The organism is Aquimarina sp. RZ0, assembly GCF_008370685.1.
GTDB lineage: Bacteria > Bacteroidota > Bacteroidia > Flavobacteriales > Flavobacteriaceae > Aquimarina.
The window spans coordinates 12,127-29,578 of record NZ_VTZU01000044.1 but is presented as its reverse complement, the minus strand read 5'-3'; the positions used below and the strand labels follow the sequence as shown (position 1 = coordinate 29,578).

At 29.5% G+C, this 17,452-nt stretch carries 16 protein-coding genes; 1 reads left to right on the top strand and 15 read right to left on the bottom strand.

Annotated elements, in window-relative coordinates; genetic code table 11:
- Window positions 1-126: 126 nt before the first annotated feature.
- The 3 genes from F0000_RS16990 to F0000_RS16980 form a co-directional block, all read right to left on the bottom strand.
- The gene (locus tag F0000_RS16990) at window positions 127-1,338 is read right to left on the bottom strand and encodes an O-antigen ligase (RefSeq protein WP_188112160.1); all 1,212 of its coding nucleotides are present in this window, start codon (window positions 1,336-1,338) and stop codon (window positions 127-129) included.
- A 65-nt stretch (window positions 1,339-1,403) separates the two neighbouring features.
- Window positions 1,404-2,192, bottom strand: coding sequence for a glycosyltransferase (locus tag F0000_RS16985; protein WP_149625926.1), 789 nt, complete (start codon window positions 2,190-2,192; stop codon window positions 1,404-1,406).
- A complete protein-coding gene (locus F0000_RS16980) occupies window positions 2,155-3,315 on the bottom strand; it encodes an O-antigen ligase (RefSeq protein WP_149625925.1) in 1,161 nt (386 codons plus the stop codon). Before F0000_RS16980 ends, F0000_RS16985 begins: the two co-directional genes overlap by 38 nt.
- 61 nt (window positions 3,316-3,376) lie before the next feature.
- Between F0000_RS16980 and F0000_RS16975 the strand changes: the two genes are divergently transcribed.
- Complete coding sequence (locus tag F0000_RS16975) at window positions 3,377-3,607, top strand: hypothetical protein (RefSeq protein WP_149625924.1); 231 nt, start codon at window positions 3,377-3,379, stop codon at window positions 3,605-3,607.
- 505 nt (window positions 3,608-4,112) lie between these two features.
- On the opposite strand, the gene F0000_RS16970 is transcribed toward F0000_RS16975, so the two are convergent.
- The 12 genes from F0000_RS16970 to F0000_RS16915 all read right to left on the bottom strand — a co-directional run bounded on the left by F0000_RS16970 (window position 4,113) and on the right by F0000_RS16915 (window position 17,445).
- Window positions 4,113-5,198, bottom strand: a complete 1,086-nt coding sequence (locus F0000_RS16970) for a glycosyltransferase family 4 protein (RefSeq protein WP_149625923.1) — start codon at window positions 5,196-5,198, stop codon at window positions 4,113-4,115.
- Window positions 5,199-5,201: 3 nt separating this feature from the next.
- A complete protein-coding gene (locus F0000_RS16965) occupies window positions 5,202-6,362 on the bottom strand; it encodes a polysaccharide pyruvyl transferase family protein (protein ID WP_149625922.1) in 1,161 nt (386 codons plus the stop codon).
- 3 nt (window positions 6,363-6,365) lie between these two features.
- Window positions 6,366-7,175, bottom strand: a complete 810-nt coding sequence (locus F0000_RS16960) for a nitroreductase family protein (RefSeq protein WP_223148914.1) — start codon at window positions 7,173-7,175, stop codon at window positions 6,366-6,368.
- Between the two features lie 208 nt (window positions 7,176-7,383).
- On the bottom strand, window positions 7,384-8,733 hold the full coding sequence (locus F0000_RS16955) for a flippase (protein ID WP_149625920.1): 1,350 nt from the start codon (window positions 8,731-8,733) through the stop codon (window positions 7,384-7,386).
- A 20-nt stretch (window positions 8,734-8,753) separates the two neighbouring features.
- Window positions 8,754-9,608 (bottom strand): dTDP-4-dehydrorhamnose reductase, encoded by an 855-nt coding sequence (gene rfbD, locus F0000_RS16950; protein ID WP_149625919.1) that lies wholly within the window; start codon window positions 9,606-9,608, stop codon window positions 8,754-8,756.
- Between the two features lie 65 nt (window positions 9,609-9,673).
- Window positions 9,674-10,720 carry a hypothetical protein gene (locus F0000_RS16945; protein ID WP_149625918.1) on the bottom strand — a complete coding sequence of 349 codons (1,047 nt, stop codon included), beginning with the start codon at window positions 10,718-10,720 and terminating at the stop codon, window positions 9,674-9,676.
- A gap of 77 nt (window positions 10,721-10,797) precedes the next feature.
- Window positions 10,798-11,340 carry a dTDP-4-dehydrorhamnose 3,5-epimerase gene (gene rfbC, locus F0000_RS16940; protein ID WP_149625917.1) on the bottom strand — a complete coding sequence of 181 codons (543 nt, stop codon included), beginning with the start codon at window positions 11,338-11,340 and terminating at the stop codon, window positions 10,798-10,800.
- A 1-nt stretch (window position 11,341) separates the two neighbouring features.
- The gene (gene rfbA / locus F0000_RS16935) at window positions 11,342-12,199 is read right to left on the bottom strand and encodes a glucose-1-phosphate thymidylyltransferase RfbA (RefSeq protein WP_149625916.1); all 858 of its coding nucleotides are present in this window, start codon (window positions 12,197-12,199) and stop codon (window positions 11,342-11,344) included.
- A 9-nt stretch (window positions 12,200-12,208) separates the two neighbouring features.
- The gene (rfbB, locus tag F0000_RS16930; protein ID WP_149625915.1) at window positions 12,209-13,225 is read right to left on the bottom strand and encodes a dTDP-glucose 4,6-dehydratase; all 1,017 of its coding nucleotides are present in this window, start codon (window positions 13,223-13,225) and stop codon (window positions 12,209-12,211) included.
- Window positions 13,226-13,231: 6 nt separating this feature from the next.
- Window positions 13,232-14,221, bottom strand: a complete 990-nt coding sequence (locus F0000_RS16925) for a hypothetical protein (RefSeq protein ID WP_149625914.1) — start codon at window positions 14,219-14,221, stop codon at window positions 13,232-13,234.
- A gap of 3 nt (window positions 14,222-14,224) precedes the next feature.
- Window positions 14,225-15,919, bottom strand: coding sequence for a hypothetical protein (locus F0000_RS16920; protein ID WP_149625913.1), 1,695 nt, complete (start codon window positions 15,917-15,919; stop codon window positions 14,225-14,227).
- Between the two features lie 26 nt (window positions 15,920-15,945).
- Entirely contained in the window at window positions 15,946-17,445 is a 1,500-nt protein-coding gene (locus tag F0000_RS16915; protein ID WP_149625912.1) for a GH3 auxin-responsive promoter family protein, read from the bottom strand.
- Window positions 17,446-17,452 lie beyond the last annotated feature (7 nt).

Sequence of the window (17,452 nt, the reverse complement as noted above, 5' to 3'; positions counted from 1 at the left end):
ACAAATATATCAAAAGAAAGATGGTCCAATAGAATTATTATTCGATTTGTTTCGTATAAATTTTATTCTCGAAAACGTACTTAAATTTCAGTTTTAAATACCACATTCGGGCAATACCAAAAAACACTATAGTTTTTGTTGCTCCAAGAGCTTATTTTTTCTTCTACCGCTGCTACTTCTATATATATTTATCAAATCATATTCTTTTTGTGAAGTTATAAGGATGAGGAAAAGTCCAAAAAGATACACTCCCATCTGCCTGTGAAAATAGTTTTCGACCAGACCTAATAATAAAAAAGAAATTATCAATGAAACTAAAGTGACATTTTTTCTAGCTACAATTAATGCATAAATAAATATTAAAGTATAAAATATTAAAGCTATTAATCCGAAAGATAACAGAAAATCAAAAAATTCATTATGTGTATTAAATTTTTGCTTAAAAAACCATTCTCGCTTTTTAGCATTACTTATACTATTCTCATAACATTCTAATAGTTCAGATTCTGTTTTGGTGAAAGAGTTTAATCCTACTAATGTATGAAAAGATTCTTGTTTATAAATATCCGAAGCGCATTGCCAAATTACTACCCTTGGTTCCCAAACCTTCATGTTTTCTACAAAAGTTTTATTTTGATCTTTATAAAAAAACCTGTTTGTTAAATTCTTATTGAAAAAAAATGCAAATACTAAGACTATAGTACTTGCAAAAACAATACTCAAAAGTATTTTTTTGTTCTGAATATATAGCGATTGATAAAGTGATATAATAACTATTGAAATCAGAGCCATCCTAGCTGCAATTAATAAAATAAAAATAATTATCAAAAAAACATTAATCAATAGAAAAACATTACCAGATAGTTTTTTGTACTTATTTTTTAATAAATCCAGAGAAAAAATAAAGCTGATTACACAAAAGAAAGCTAGATATACTCTTTCGGTCAAAAGTACTTCATTGACTTGTTTACCAACAGAAAACAGAAATTTACCTTGGTCAATACTATATATTATAATAGAAAATATTGAAATCATGATTGAACATAATACTCCAGAAATTATAAAGATTTTTACTTTATCTATCTCTTTACTTTTTAAAGCGGAGGATAGAATCACAAGACCAATTACTAAAAAAAACTTACTTAAGTAACTAAAATTATTTGAAATTTGATCAGAAAAAACTAAACTAAAAACAATATACACAGTTAAAAAACTGTATAAAATCATTACTGGGTTTTTAAACTTATTCATTAAATTCTCTTTCTTTATTCTGAATAAGAAAAAAAGACCTAGAAAGGCAAGAATAATATTAGGTAAAGCTCTTACAACTCCTTCCATCGGAAGTAAAAAAAATAAGGTATAAAAAAGATAGTTATAAATGGTATCGATCTTAAATGTTTTTATCATTTCCTGAAAAGTTTTTTAATAATATTACTCGAATTTCTTGAAATAAATAGCAACAAAACATTTCTAAACAATCCATATATAGGATAAAAACCAAAAGAAAAATTACATAAAATTACTCTTATTCTGCTATATACCTGTCTTTTTCTTTTTTTGGAAGATATAGAATTCTCATCTATGATATAGTCCAATAGAGGTTCAGGAAAATTCTCAGATTTAAATTCATTAATAATGTTAAAAAAATACGCATAATCCTCAGCTGCTTTATAATTAATAGGATAATAGCCTATATCCTCTATTATGGATGTTTGAAATACCACAGAAGGATGAACAAACATTGTATTTAAATACATTTTCTTTTTTATTTCATCATAGCTTGTAGGGTGTTTCAAAACATAGAGTAATTTACCCTTATCCATTATATTAACCCAAGATCCTAAAAGTTTTACCTCTGGGTTAGAATCAAGATATTCGATTTGTTTTGTAAATTTATTCTTCAGGCAATAATCTCCACAATCCAGTCTGCCTATATATTTATAGTCTAATTCTTGAATTTTTTTTAAACCAGTGTTTAGAGCTATTTCTATTCCGGAGTTTTTTTTCAGGTATTCAAATAATATTACCCCATTAGAATAGCTGTCTTTTAGCAGTTTTTCATCAATATCACTAACACTTCCATCATCCACTACCAAAATATCAACATCTATCTTATCATCAATAGATTGAATAGATTTTAATAGTTCTTCCTGATTATTGTAATGAGGTATCAGTACTATAATATTTTTCATTCAATAATTCTTTATATAACACAATAAGAATAGCCAAACATATCCAAAAGCCATAGATCCTGAACGAATCTATTTGTAACCAATTGAATAAAAAACCTACAAAACTTATAAATAATCCAATGGCTATATATCTTTGACTGGATTTTCTTTTGCAAAGTTTATAAGTTGATAGTAAAATTTGTAAAATAAACAAAGAAAAAATTAAAAAACCTATTAATCCTGTCTCTGCCAAAATTCTCAAATACAAATTATACCCTGGTGGAAAAGATTTTAGGTTTTCATTTAGATATTTTGTAGGAAATTCATAATTATTTTTAAGTGCCCATTTTGGGTATTTACTTTTTGATTCAAATGCTTGTTGTCCCCAACCTACACCAAGTATAGGACTTTCCTTAAAAACTTGTAATATTGCATATTGTATTCCTAATCTAGACTTATTAGAAACAGCATACTCAGAAGTATTATAGTCAAGGTTTTTAGAAAAATTAAGAGAGTCTATTCTAGATTCAATTGACGTATAAACTGATTTACTATTGAATACTAAGAAAATAGAAAAATATATAAAGCCAATTAATGAAACTTTATTAAAAACTCTCCTGAATCTAGGCAATAATTTATATGCTAAAAAAACGCCTGTCAATATCTGAATAAATACAACTACCAGTGCCGTACGAGATTTAGAAAGAATCGCTAAGATTATTACCAATAAAAATGGTACAAATCGAAATAGCTTTTTAGATGTTAAAACATATGTAAACATAAAACCAGATATTGTAATTAAGTAAGTTCCTAGTGCTGGTGGTTCATATGTTAAGGAGGATATTCTATGAAGGTGGTAATCGAGTCGTATCTCTACAAAAGGTAAGTAATCAAAAATATTAAGTATTGTTCTTAAAAAGCTCCAATCTAAACTAATTATCATAAACTCTAAAAAACCATATATTGAAACAAAAATTAGACTAATCAATAAAGTTTTTCGAATTTTAATAAAAAACACTCGTGCTCCATATTCATAACACGAATTACAGAATAGATATAGAAAAATTATTCCTGAAAGACTTATAGAAATTAATTGCTTTATAAACCTTACAACTCCAGAAGTCTTTTTGAAGTAATAATCCAAAATATCAGGAATGTTTATAATGGTTATAAGGATTAAATAAAGTAAAAAAAATGAGAAAAAAATGTACAATGGTGATTTGACAGGAAAAAGTAATTTTCCTCTTAACAAATCTCTTACTAACAAAAATAAAAAAGCAATCAAAAAAAACAATGGAGAGGAATCGTTTCCGTATTCCCCCAAAATCTTAAAGTATTCTGGTACAGCAGAGTTAAAAGGAAGAAAAAAAATCCCTAAAAAAAAGAAAAAATTATATATATCGTTTAAAGATCGCAATTTGAAAAAAATTAATTAATATGTTTTTTGAATACCTGATTGTATCAGTATTAAAAGTCTTGTAAAGGGATTTATATCAAAATACTCTCTGCATAATTCATAAACGAATATATTCAAATAAAGTTTAAAAAGACCTGTGTTTCTTTTTTTATAACGAATCTATAAAAACCTATATAAGATTTGATCTGCATATTTACTAATGGTTCTATAAAAACTGATTAATTCTAAATTTTTGAATGACGTATCCTATTTATTGTTACTATGGTGTTTACAGGAAAATGTCAAATATCCGTGTTGTAAAAAAGAATTTCTTTAAATTTTACTGTTCCTTTGTTTACTAATAAATCCTAAAAATCAAGATTCCAAATCAATAAATATTGATTATTCCATTTTTTTGTCTAATTTTCCGTGTATGATATACTTAATAATAGATTCTTTTTTAAAATTAATTATTAAAAAAACCTAAAATCACTTGTCTAGTTTTTATAGTAAGAGCTTATTTTAAAACTAAAAATAATTTAACTCTATTTATTATATATAGTATTGAAAAATTCCAAACGTTCTTCTTCTTTAGTTGAAGATTCTATTATTTTCAAGTCTTTATTTTCAACAATTAAATCTCTGTTTTTTTCTATATAGGTTTTTATTTTTTCGAAATCAATAAAATTCCCTTTCTCATTAGTTGCTTTAAACACAAAATCTTCTTCATTTAAATCTACATCTACGTGTCCTAATATTACAGGCAAACCATACGCCAAGTATTCTCTAACTTTAAGTGTACTATCAACTTTTTTACCGACTAAATGATTACTAAACGATCCAAGTCCAAAATGATTCTTAGCATAAATTTTTTCTAACTCATTTTTGTCTACCCATCCATAGAATTTTACATTTTTAGGAGTATTTGGAAAATCATCTTTATCATACCCTACAATATCAAAATTGTATTCTGTAAAAAAATTTGCAAGCTCAATTATTCTATCGATACCATGCCATTTCATATTACTACTACCGACAAAGACCAAATTAACTCTACCTAAAGATGTTGAATTCTTAATTTTAGAAATTTTTGATAAATTAATTCCATTAGAAACAACAATAGATTGTATATCGTACTTATCATAATGAGAAAGTATATCAGGGGAAACCGCTACAAGCCCCTTAGAACTTCTTATAATCTTTTCTCTTCCAAAAAGATATACTAGTTTTTTAAGTCTAGAATAATAATTAATCTCGATCGTGTCAACAGTATTTATTTCTAAAACCGTATTGTATTTCTGCAAAACTTTTGAAAGTTTTGGGTACCAAATATTTTGCCGTATATACAGAATATCTGGGTTAATTTTTTCTAATTCAGTTGAAAGATTTTTTACTGACAATATTTTATTAAGATAATTCTTAATAAATCCTCCTTTCAATTTATTGGCAATTTTGGATGACAGAATCTTACCTTGGATATAGCTAATATGATCTTCTTTTGGAGTAGCCCAAATAACTAATAAAATTACTTCATTACCTTTTGTTCTCCAAAAATTAATTTGATCGTTAACTTTTTTTATTATTCCTGAATGGAGATAAGGGTCAACTTCTAAAACATAAACAATTTTCATAAGTTAGGAATTTATAACTTCAATAACTTCTGACCACATCTGTTTATTTTTCCTTTGCTGCACTAGATTTGACGCTCGTATTTTATCTTCCATAATTTTTCTAGGCTCTTCTTTAAGGAGATTTTCTAGACACATACTATACATTTGATCATTAGGCTTGTCAAAAGAAAAATCTTCTACACTATATTCTTCGAATAACATTTTATACTTATGAGACCAACCTAAAGCCATGCTAGGAACATTTTGAGATAGAGCAGAAACCAACGCGTGAAACCTAGACCCAATGACCAAATTTGCCTTACCTAAAATAAATTTTAGCTTCATTGTATCTTCTTCATAATGCACCTTAACTCTGCTTTCGTCTATATATTCCCTACTTTTTAATTGATTCGCCAAATTCGTATCTCCAATTCCTTTATCATGTATTAATATAATAATATTGTGATCGGTTTCTTTAAGAAGTTTGTTTATTGCTTTCTTCACATATTCTAAATACTCCCCTTCAGGCCAATATTCTCTTCCTTGATCCAGCATACGCTCATTCGGTACTATACAACTATAGTTTGAGAAAATTTCGTTTCGTTTCTCTAGATCTTTAATTGTAATGGTTATATCGGGATACAACTTTATTTTCTCATTCTTTTGCAAAGATAATAGCATTTCATATGAATTATTGTCTCTTGCTATTATCAAATCAGAATTCTTCAATACATCTTTCATCTGCTCTCTTATCTCTTTTCCTGAAAATGGTCCAAATGCTTGTGGCAAAAAGATATACTTTGCGTTTCTTTTTTTGAAATAATTTATTAATTTATTTACATTTTTGACTGCCTCTTTTCCCCATTGATCACTATATGCGAATCCTGATATATCAATCACCGCATCTATATTGTCTACAGGAAATTCACCTCTGTATTGCTTTCTTAAGTATTTTAAGATTGAGCCAAATCTAAAAAAGATCTCAAATCCTCTATAATCTGTGACGTGTTTGAAAGGGTAATCAATTGTATTATATCCCAGATTTTTTATCTGTTCTTTGGTACCAGCGCAAGGACTCAAAAACAATTTGTGTTCTGGATACTTAGCGAGTTCTTCTACCACAGCCTTCATCATAAGGTGTGCTCCTTTATTGTAAAAATGTCCTCCTACGACTAATATATTCATAAATTAATCTTTTACTTTATTATAACTTCTTATTTCAAATAGATCTTTTTTCTCAGAAAAGGGCACTAATGCTTGTTTATCCGGATATCCTAATGCAATCAACATAACGGGTCTCTCATTTTTTTCTAATCCCAATAATGCTTCCATTTGATTTTCAAATTTTTTTACATCTGGCCAATTTATTGGACAAGAACTTAAGCCTAGGGTTTCTAGAGCATACATAAAAGACATTGAAGCAAGCGCTCCATCAATATATATAACGTGTCTATCCCTTTCATCGAAATATGCTTCTAATTTTCCAATTACTACTATAATAGCAGGAAAATTATGACTAAATCCTAAGGTTCCCCAGCTTACATTTGCTACCTCTTGAACCAATGCTTTATCATCAAAAACCCTAAATTCGAAAGGTTGTCGATTGCAGGCCGAGGGAGATAGCGCAGCTGCTGAAATAGCTTTATCTATTAATTCTCTTGGAACTGGTTTATTTTCGTACCATCTAACAGATCTCCTTAACTTGCATAATTTATAGAAATCATCATAATTAACATTTAAAATACTGAAATCTCTTTGATAAGGTATCGAAGCATTCTCATATCCCGTATTTACAATATGCTTTTCAAAAAGTGTTTTCAATTTTCTAAGTTTTTCATTGGATGAATCGACTACTTCAAAATAATTAGTTAATACATCTGAATACCATTTTATATTTTTTCTACTTACCGATTCTAGTGAGCCTGTAATAACTTTAATGTATGCTTCTACAGTTTCTTCGATATAATCCAAAGCAAATACAGCTCTCCTTTCCTTCATGATCAGACCCTTTTCCAAACGATGTATGTTTCTTCTTAACAAATAAAATGCTTCTTTTTCAACTTCATTTTGTTTATGGTATTTCAATCTACCTTTAATGATTGCTAAATGTTCTCTTCTAAAAGAACTAGAAATCAAAAAATAATAAAAACTACTAGTAAAAGAGCTAATCGATACAATCCTTAACGTATTTATTTGAAGAATCGTCCTAATTTTTTTTAAAAAAATTTTCATAGTTGTATAATAAACGAATGGGAGCTATAAAAGATTTGACAAAGATAAGAAACATTGGTCTGGTTTGTCTAAACAACCCTAAAACAAAAAAAGAAGTAACAGAATAAGATATTATAGTTGCAATCGCTGCTCCTACTCCTCCATATAATGGAATTAATATATAGTTAAGCAGGACATTAGTCAATGCACCAGATAATTGAGAAATAAGGGAAAACCGATACTTATCTTCTGAGATTAACCACTTACTTAAAACAGTTCTCAAAAATACAAAAATTGCAGCCCATATATGAATTTGAAGAATAATCACCGAAGAATTATATTCTTTACCGAATAACGTAATTATGATATAATTAGCCATAAATGTAACCACAATTGCTAATAAAAAAGATATTAGAAAAAAACCATCAGATAGCTGTTGGAGCATAAAGAAATATTTATTGTTTCCTTTCTGCTTTGCGCCCAAAATTGCAGGAAATAAAGCATTCGATATAATTAATGGAATAAAATACCAAGCTTCTGAAAGCCTTACGGCTGCAGAATAAAACCCTAATTCTTCTTCTGAAATCATAGAGGCAATCATGATTTGATCAATTTTTACATAGATAACAGCAGAAAAACTAGAAAATACAAGTAACCACGATTTTTTTGTCAAGCTCTTGAGAATATCAAAATCAAACCTCCAATGAAGTAGAGACCCTTCACTTCTCAAATACGTAATTGACAAAGCAATTGCTATAAAAGCAGCTTCTACGCCATATATTATCGCAAAACTAACAATTGAATATTCCTTCAAAATAAATATCACTTTAACGATAGAAATAGCTACAAAGAAAAGAGATTTAAAAATTGAAGCTTTTTTAGCATTCGCCTGTGATTCATACCAACTATCAATAACTAAAAAAGGTTGAAAAAAAAGAGATAAGGCAATAAAAAGAACTACTTTTTTTTCTACATCATCAGAATATATATCAAAAAAACCAGAAACCCAAATACCGAAAACAACAATTAATGATATCCCTAACTTGAGAAAAAATGCAGTGCCAAGTATCTTATTTTTGATTTTGAAATTAATAAATAATTCCTTGACTAATATGCCTTGAAGACCAAAATTAACCAATGGTAAAAAAATAGTGGTAATAGCGATTCCAAAATTTAATACACCAAAATCAGATGGCCCTAAGTACCTAGCTAACCATACTCCTACGAATAAATTTATTGTTAGTCTGATTACTTTTTCAAGAACCATCCAAAAAGTATGAAAAGTATACTTCTTTAGTCTACCGTTGAAGAAATTCTTCTTTTTCTCAATTTTAGATCCCCTCAATGTGAATTGATTATTAGTGACTATAAGTTTTTGTCATTGATACTCTTAAATAAACTTTTTTTCCAATCTATTAATTCAATATCAAACTTTTCTCTGACTAGAGATTTACTCAAGACACTAAACTTAGGTCTTTTTGCAAAAGTAGGGTAATTATCGGTTTTTTTAATCATTATAACCTTGAGTTTACCAGAAAGTTTTAAAATTTCATTTGCAAAATCATACCAACTTGCACGTCCCTCGTTACTAAAATGATAGATGCCATAATCTTTACTTTCACTTTCTATAATGTGAACTATAAATGCTGCTAGATCGTTTGCATTTGTAGGTGTGCCAATCTCAGAAATTGTAATTGTCAGTTCTTTTTCAGTTTCTGATTTTTCTAGAATAGTTTTATAGAAATTGTTACCAAATTGAGAGTACAACCAAGAAGTTCTTATTATAAAATAATTTTCCAGTATTTTCTGGATATATTGTTCGCCAGTTAACTTAGATTTACCGTATTCATTTATTGGATTAGGGTTGTTTTTTTCTGAATACGGAGTATTCTTTACTCCATCAAAAACATAATCCGTTGAAATATGGATTAGAGTTGTTTTATATTCTTTACAAATTTCGGCTAGATATTTTACACCTTCTGAATTAACCAAAAAAGCTCTTTGTGGACTTTTTTCTGCTTGATCTACATTAGTGTATGCAGCACAATTAATTATAAAATCAAAATGGTTTCTACTAAAGTATTCCTTTATTAATTCATTATTTGTTATATCTAGTTCATTCGCATCAGCAAATAAAAATGTTGAAAAAGAGGGCTTATTTTGTACAATCTTGATACATTTAGCTAATTGACCATTTCCACCAGTGACTAGTATTTTCATTTAATAATCAATTAATTTATGGGTTTGGAGCTACATTATTTTTTTTACTTAGAACCTCAAATTATCTAAGCATTGTATTTTTTTAAATAGCTATTTAAAGATAAAACTACTAAAACTAAAAAAGTTAAACCAATAAAAAGAATAGGTAAAACTACTTTTTTCTGCTTAAAAAAGTCTTTTATTAAAGCTCCACGAAAAGGAAAATCTGAGATTACGTTAATAATATGTCTTGTATCCGCTTTGCGTTCATTAATTTCAAAAATTTCGTTACTTAATGATTTTGTTTGCTTTAGTAATACAATTTCTGATTGATCTAGTTGCTGATTTTCTGAAGATAAGTTGATACTAGTTCTTGATGATTTTTCTTCTTTTTGAACTTCTAATAATTTTATTTTTTTATAAAATAATTTAAGGGAATCAATCTCTATTAATTGATTTCGCACGATAGAATCGTTTAATTTTAGATTCATATCGTTTGTTACTTTCTGTAGTTGGAAATAATCATTACTGGTGATGGAACGAACGATAGCATTTTGGCAAGTTTTGGCAACTTCAGGATCCAAAGCTTCAATATTAATTTTATGAAATCTTGCTTGAATATTATTAAAATTATTCAAATATTCCTTATAACTCAAATTTGCTCTTGAAGTACTATCTAATGTACCAACAAAATCACTGAATTGTTTCAGTTTTTGATTTTCATCTGTAAACGCTTCAATCATTATACTTTTAATAGTTTCTGCTTTTTTATTAGAAACTTTTAAAGCAGCAGCAAGATTATTATAATCTTCTTCTCTTGCCAGTTCATTATAAAATTCGATATTATTATATAATTGTTGTGTACTATTAAAATTAGGTTCTACAATCATGGATGATCTAAAAATGGGCTCAGACGTGGCATCAAAATACCAGCCTATAAATAATCCAATTATAGCTGCAATTACAAATTTTAAAAAATGTTTTCTAAGAAATTGGAGAAACAAAATAACAGAATGAAAAATTCCTTTAAAAATAGCACCAATAAATAAAAATAATCTATTAATCCCATCTCCAACTAATTTAAATAATTGCCCAAGATCTATCTCTTCAGAAGTGTTTTCTTTAGTCCCCATGTCTTAATTTCCTAAAAAAGTAACCTAATTTTATATCTGGCAAAGTTAATTTCTTTTCCAGAATATATAGAATTAATTTAAAATAAATCTTTTAGTAATGCTAATTCCTTATCCTTATTGGATAATATTATTTCGGATTTATCAAGTTTCCAATCAATATTCAATTTAGGATCATTATACCTAATACCTGATTCAGAAGATTTATTATAATAGTTATCACATTTATAGTTAAAAATTACTTCTTTGCTTAACACTATAAATCCGTGAGCAAATCCTCTTGGCACAAATAATTGATAATTATTTGTATCGTTTAAAATAACAGAAAAATGCTTTCCATAGGTTTCTGAATCTTTTCTTAAATCAACTGCGACATCCAGTACTTCACCTCTAACAACCCTAACTAGTTTTGCCTGAGCAAACTTTCCTTTCTGAAAATGAAGCCCTCTTAAAACTCCATAAGTAGAAAACGATTGATTATCCTGCACAAAAGAAATGTTTAAATCCGTGAGCTTTTCAAATGTATTCTGGTTAAAACTTTCAAAAAAAACACCCCTATCGTCCGTAAAAATTGTTGGTTTTATTGTAAAACAATCTTTTATAAAAGTTTCCTCAATCTCCATGCTAATCTAATTGTAATAAATATTTCCCGTAACCACTTTTAATCAAGGGTTTTGCTAATTCTTCTAGTTGGGTTTTATTTATAAACCCTTTTTTATAGGCAGTTTCTTCTATAGCTCCTATCTTAAGCCCTTGTCTTTCTTCGATAACTTGAACAAACTGAGATGCTTGCATTAAAGAATTAAAAGTACCTGTATCCAACCAGGCTGTTCCTTTATCCAGTATACCTACTCTTAAGTTTCCCTGTTTTAAATATTCATTGTTCACATCAGTTATCTCTAATTCTCCTCTTTTACTTGGATTGATATTTTTTGCAATTTGAACAACTTGATTATCATAAAAATAAATACCAGGAACGGCATAATTAGATGTTGGGGTTTGGGGTTTTTCTTCAATCGAAATTACATTTCCATTGGTATCAAAGTCAACAACTCCATAACGCTCAGGATCGTGAACGTGATAGGCGTAAATAATGCCTCCTTCAAGGTTATTGTTACTTTCCAAAAGCTCTTCTAATCCAGAACCATAAAAAATATTATCCCCAAGAATCAAAGCCACCTTATCATTCTTAATAAACTGTTCTCCAATTATAAATGCTTCTGCCAAACCATTCGGTTGATCTTGGATTGCATATTCGAATCGACAGCCATATTTTTTACCATCTCCTAATAGCTTTTTGAATAATGGTAAATCTTGCGGAGTAGAAATTATCAACACTTCGCGTATCCCTGCTTCCATCAATGTAGAAAGTGGATAATAAATCATAGGTTTATCGTAAACTGGCATTAATTGCTTACTAACAGCCAAGGTTAATGGGTGCAACCTTGTTCCTGATCCTCCTGCCAATATAATACCTTTCATAAGTGTAGGTTAATTAGTATATTTCTGTAAATACCACGCAACAGTTTTTTCTATTCCCGTTTCAAAATTTTCTACAGCCATCCAACCTAGTTCATTTTCAATTTTAGAAGCATCGATGGCATATCTAAAATCATGACCTGGACGATCTGTAACAAATGTAATTAAATCTTTATAGGATTTTTGCTCATCTAGTGGTTGTATTTTATCTAAAATTTCACATATTACATTTGCTATATATATATTTTCTCTCTCGTTTTTTCCCCCAATATTATACGTCTCTCCCAGCCTACCCTTGGCAAGAACAAGATCTATTCCTTTGCAATGATCCAAGACATATAACCAATCTCTAATATTTTTACCATCACCATAAATCGGGATGCTTTCTTTGTTTATTGCTTTTCGGATGATCGTAGGTATCAACTTTTCATCGTGTTGCCTAGAACCATAATTATTGGAACAATTTGTGGTTATTACCGGTAGACCGTAGGTATGAAAATAGCTTCTTACTAAAAAATCTGATGACGCTTTAGAAGCACTATAAGGACTGTTAGGTGCATACGATGTTTGTTCTGTAAAAAGCCCCTCTTCTCCTAATGTTCCGTATACCTCATCTGTAGAAATATGAAGAAATCTGGAATTTTCTTTTCCTTTTTTAAAAACATTGGGAGCACTCATCCAATTCCTGTATGCCGTTTGTAGTAAGTTAAATGTTCCTACAATATTGGTCTGTATAAAAGTATCAGGGTTATGAATAGAATTATCCACATGGGATTCTGCTGCAAAATGTATCACAGAATCAATGTTATAATCCGCAAAAATTTTTTCTACTATTTTTACATCACAAATATTACCTTCAACAAAATGATAATCGCTACTATTATTTACTTCTATATTATCAAGATTAGCTGCATATGTAAGACAATCTAGGTTAATCAGTTTTACATCTCTAGCATTTGATTTATAATTTATATAATTAGAACCTATAAATCCAGCTCCTCCGGTTACCAATATTGTTTTTTTTGACATATCAGATTACTCTCTTATAAAATCATCCATTCTTTTAATACTATTCTTCAAGAAAAAGAACATCGAAATAAAAATGCAAATTAGTATGGGTAAAAGGATGATCATCCTTTTATAAATAACAGCTTTCTGAGAAATAATGTTTCCATATTCAACGATTTCAAAAAGATTTTTATCCAAAATCAAAAACTTTTCTTGTCTATTGATTATATGCATTAACTCATTTTTCTTTTCCAAAAGCGATGAAATAGTAGGAATTTCTGATGCTTCTGCATAGACAACAATCTCTTTTTCCTGATGTATTGGGTTTTTACTTAGTTTATCCAAATACTCATCAACAAAAACTAGTGTTTCCTTATTTTTTTGCAGATCCAATTTCACTTGATTTATCTCAAAGGTTAAGATCTTATCATAATATGCATTAGAACTTATATAATCCAGAAACGCTTTTACTATATTATTATTATCGGGAATTGCATTCTTAAAATATATAGTCAATTTATGATATTTATAGAACTTTCTATACTTCTTACTTTCTAATAATTCTGGATCTAACTCATCAATGATATGATGCGCATCTTTTTCTCCATATACATTTTTAAAATAATCTAAAACATCCGAATATTGAAGAATTGGCTCTAAAGTAATTTGTTTTAGATTTAAAACTTGGGTAGAATCTAATTTTAGTTTCTTTAAAAAAGACTCACTCCCTAATCTGGATTCCATATTCTCAAGAAAACCATAAATATATTCACCAGTATCTTTTTTAGGCTCTAAAATTATTTCTTGAACAAACTCTTTATCTAAATTCAACTTTTTATCCAAAAAATAACCTAGAATTCCTCCAATAATACATATTGTCGTAAATAAAATCCATTTTTTCTTATAGAATAGTACGATAGAAGCGATTGATTTTAAAACACTTCTAAAAAAGTTTTTAATCACATTAAAAATTTGTCCTAAATCTATTTCTTCATTATTAGAGTTTCCCTGACTCATTGTTTATCCTTCTTTAAAAATTTGCTCTAATATTTTTTCTGTAATCAGATAGGTAGGTTTAACACCTGTTGTTCCAAGTCCTCCTGATGCTAATGTGCTTCCTGTTTCTAACGGATTATCTGATGCATAATATGCATATCGTACTTTTACCCCTGAACTTATACTACCACGTAATTTTGATGCAGATTGAATTGCTTTCTGATAATGTGCTCCTTCCATTTCTAATCCAATTATATTCCAGGTAGAATCATGAAAAAACTTTAAAATATCACGGTTCTGTAATGAGGTTCCTAGCACCGTGATCATAGCGCCATCGTATATATCAATTCCTTCTCCTTCCAGATCTTCTTTTTTTAATCCATTATTAAATGGGTAATTATCTGCCGTTCCCTCAAACACATGTGCAGAGGGGATCATAATATCTCCTTTTCCTCCTTCAAGAATACCTGCTTTGCCCATAATAGATACCGATGCTACATCTAAGTATTTCCTAACACCTTCTTTTTCATAAGGTTTTAGTAACTCATCCATGGTTTCATATGCCTGTTCACCAAATGCATAATCCATTACTATAAGTACGGGGGTATCTTCTTTTTTGATTTTAGATGTCAAATTAGCATAACTTCCTTCAGTATATTTTGTGGTATCAAATATCTGAATGTTGATATTGGTTCCACTTTGATCTTCTAAATAGGTCATCCCTTTTAGTAAAGCAAATTTTTCTACTTTGGCTCTTAATTTATTATTCTTAGTCTCACTCAGCAATTCATACACATCAAAAGGAGTCTTACTTTTTAGCTCAGTTTTCAGTGCGGTAGGAGCATATAATGTATTCATCACACTATGCATATTAGCACTTATAATGTGTATGGGTCGTTCTAACAGTTTTAGCTCTTCTAATTTATTTTTAATAGTATCTGCCCATATTTCTCCGTGAATATGATGCCCTAAACGCTCCCTAAGAACTGGACTAAAAGTAACTATTCTCTTATTTTCATTTACAGATTCATCTATCGCCAGTTTTCCCAACCAAAATATAATATGTAAAAACCGCTCTTTATTTTCCGGGCATGAAAAACTGTTGTATATCGAAGTGACTTCTTCAAAAGTCCTTCCTAATATATTAGCTGTATGCGTCAAAACTACTTCTCGTTGTGATTTTGTAAGTTCTTTCTTTGATGAAACTGCATTTTCTAATTTATTCCAATCTCTGGTAACATTTCCTTCTTCATTAATTACCACTCGGTTCATAATCTTGTGCGATTCGATAAAAAGAAATGTAAGATGGGTAAGAATATCATAGATTTCAGACCTGCCCCGTGTAATCTCGATATTCATCTGCTCTTCATCAATACGATAACAGTTTCTCCTTCTTTTTGGTGGAATTATGGCTTTAAAATGAGAGTTTTTATAGCCTTCTTCACTTGTAAGGTTTATATAACGACATTCTTCGATCCCAATAGGTAAACGATCAACTACATATAAAAGACCATCCAACTCTACTTTTTCTTCGGCTATCGAGCCATAAATCTCAGGACGTAAAGTTAGCAACCCTTCTCTTAGCGTATCTCCCGAAACTCCCATGGGTTTATAAAAACCTCTATTGAATAGATGACGCATGGTAATATACATTCGTTCTATTGCACTTGAGCTTTCCTGAGCTCTTGTTCTCCTTCCTTGTATTTTCTTGTTTACCATATATTATTTCCTAACAAAGATATAATTTATTTATCTACCAAATATGATAGAGAGTCTGCAATTTTTCTATCATTAGAAAGTCTGGGTAATTTATTTTGTCCGCCTAATTTGCCAATAGATTTCATATAGTTATTAAACCCTTCTTTTGGCACAATGGTAATTTTTAAGGTCGTTAAAATATTTCCTGTAATCAGGTCATCATAATAGGAGTTCTGCCTTCTTAGGGAATTATCAATTTCTAATGCTAATTGTTTTACATCAGATGGCTCTTCCTGAAATTCTATAAACCACTCATGATAAGGAAGTTGATTAACATCAGGATTGATTTGTGGTGCAACCGTAAATTCTTTTATCATTGCTCCAGTGGCTTCTGCCCCTTCTTTAAGAGCCTGCTCTACTTCTTTGCCTATAACATGTTCTCCAAATGCAGAAATAAAATGTTTAATCCTTCCAGAAACAATTACTCTATAAGGACTGGTATTTGTAAACTGTATTGTATCTCCAATATTATATGCCCATAGTCCTGCATTAGAGGAAATAAGCATTACATAATTTATTCCAATTTCAACTTCTCCAATAGTTATTCTTTTAGGGTGTTCATTAAAAAAAGTGTTTGCCTCGACAAACTCATAAAACATTCCGGAATCTAATTGCAACAACATACCTTTTTCTTTCTGAGTATCCTGAAAAGCAAAAAAACCTTCAGAGGCTGGATATAATTCTATTCCTGCAACTTTTCTCCCGATTAACTTTTCGAATGCAGCTTTATATGGTTCAAAATTTACACCTCCATAGATGAACAGTTCAAAATTTTTAAAAAGGTCTCCAACGGTTTTTCCTGTTTTCTTTTGCAGTTTCTCAAAATACATTTGTACCCAGGGAGGAATTCCACTGATGATGGTCATATTTTCATGAACAGTTTCTTCTACAATGGCATCTACTTTGTCTTCCCAGTCTTCAATACAATTAGTTTCCCAACTAGGTAGTCTATTTTTCTGAAGATATTTTGGCACATAATGCGCTACAATTCCTGAAAGTCTGCCTAGATTAACCCCATTTTTTTCTACAAGTTCGGGACTTCCCTGAAGAAATATCATTTTTCCATCTACAAAAGCTGTTTTTCCACTTTCAGCGATATAGCACAAAATGGCATTTCTAGCGGCTCTTATATGGGTGGGCATAGAGGCTGCGGTTAATGGAATATATTTTACGCCGCTAGTAGTTCCTGAGGTCTTAGCAAAATAGATTGGCTTACCGGGCCATAAAACGTCGTTTTCTCCACCTACAATCCGATCCACATATTGTCTTAATTCTTCATAATCTCGAATAGGTACTTTTTTGACAAAATCTGAATGTGTTTTTATATCCTGAAACTTATGATCTTTTCCAAAAGAAGTATTACTTGCCGTTTTTAGCAATTCTTTAAAAACGCGTTCCTGAGTTTCTATTGGATTATTAGCCCATTTATTTATTTTTTTGCGAACATATGCTGCAAAAACCTTTGCTCCAAGTGATTTAATAGACATTATTGTA

Coding starts and splice junctions, on each gene's coding strand:
- F0000_RS16945 (WP_149625918.1), bottom strand. CDS start 10,720: ATGGGGACTAAAGAAAACACTTCTGAAGAGATAGATCTTGGGCAATTA.
- rfbC (WP_149625917.1), bottom strand. CDS start 11,340: ATGGAGATTGAGGAAACTTTTATAAAAGATTGTTTTACAATAAAACCA.
- F0000_RS16985 (WP_149625926.1), bottom strand. CDS start 2,192: ATGAAAAATATTATAGTACTGATACCTCATTACAATAATCAGGAAGAA.
- F0000_RS16975 (WP_149625924.1), top strand. CDS start 3,377: ATGTACAATGGTGATTTGACAGGAAAAAGTAATTTTCCTCTTAACAAA.
- F0000_RS16970 (WP_149625923.1), bottom strand. CDS start 5,198: ATGAAAATTGTTTATGTTTTAGAAGTTGACCCTTATCTCCATTCAGGA.
- rfbA (WP_149625916.1), bottom strand. CDS start 12,199: ATGAAAGGTATTATATTGGCAGGAGGATCAGGAACAAGGTTGCACCCA.
- F0000_RS16965 (WP_149625922.1), bottom strand. CDS start 6,362: ATGAATATATTAGTCGTAGGAGGACATTTTTACAATAAAGGAGCACAC.
- F0000_RS16915 (WP_149625912.1), bottom strand. CDS start 17,445: ATGTCTATTAAATCACTTGGAGCAAAGGTTTTTGCAGCATATGTTCGC.
- F0000_RS16960 (WP_223148914.1), bottom strand. CDS start 7,175: ATGAAGGAAAGGAGAGCTGTATTTGCTTTGGATTATATCGAAGAAACT.
- rfbD (WP_149625919.1), bottom strand. CDS start 9,608: ATGAAAATACTAGTCACTGGTGGAAATGGTCAATTAGCTAAATGTATC.
- F0000_RS16925 (WP_149625914.1), bottom strand. CDS start 14,221: ATGAGTCAGGGAAACTCTAATAATGAAGAAATAGATTTAGGACAAATT.
- F0000_RS16990 (WP_188112160.1), bottom strand. CDS start 1,338: ATGGAAGGAGTTGTAAGAGCTTTACCTAATATTATTCTTGCCTTTCTA.
- F0000_RS16920 (WP_149625913.1), bottom strand. CDS start 15,919: ATGGTAAACAAGAAAATACAAGGAAGGAGAACAAGAGCTCAGGAAAGC.
- rfbB (WP_149625915.1), bottom strand. CDS start 13,225: ATGTCAAAAAAAACAATATTGGTAACCGGAGGAGCTGGATTTATAGGT.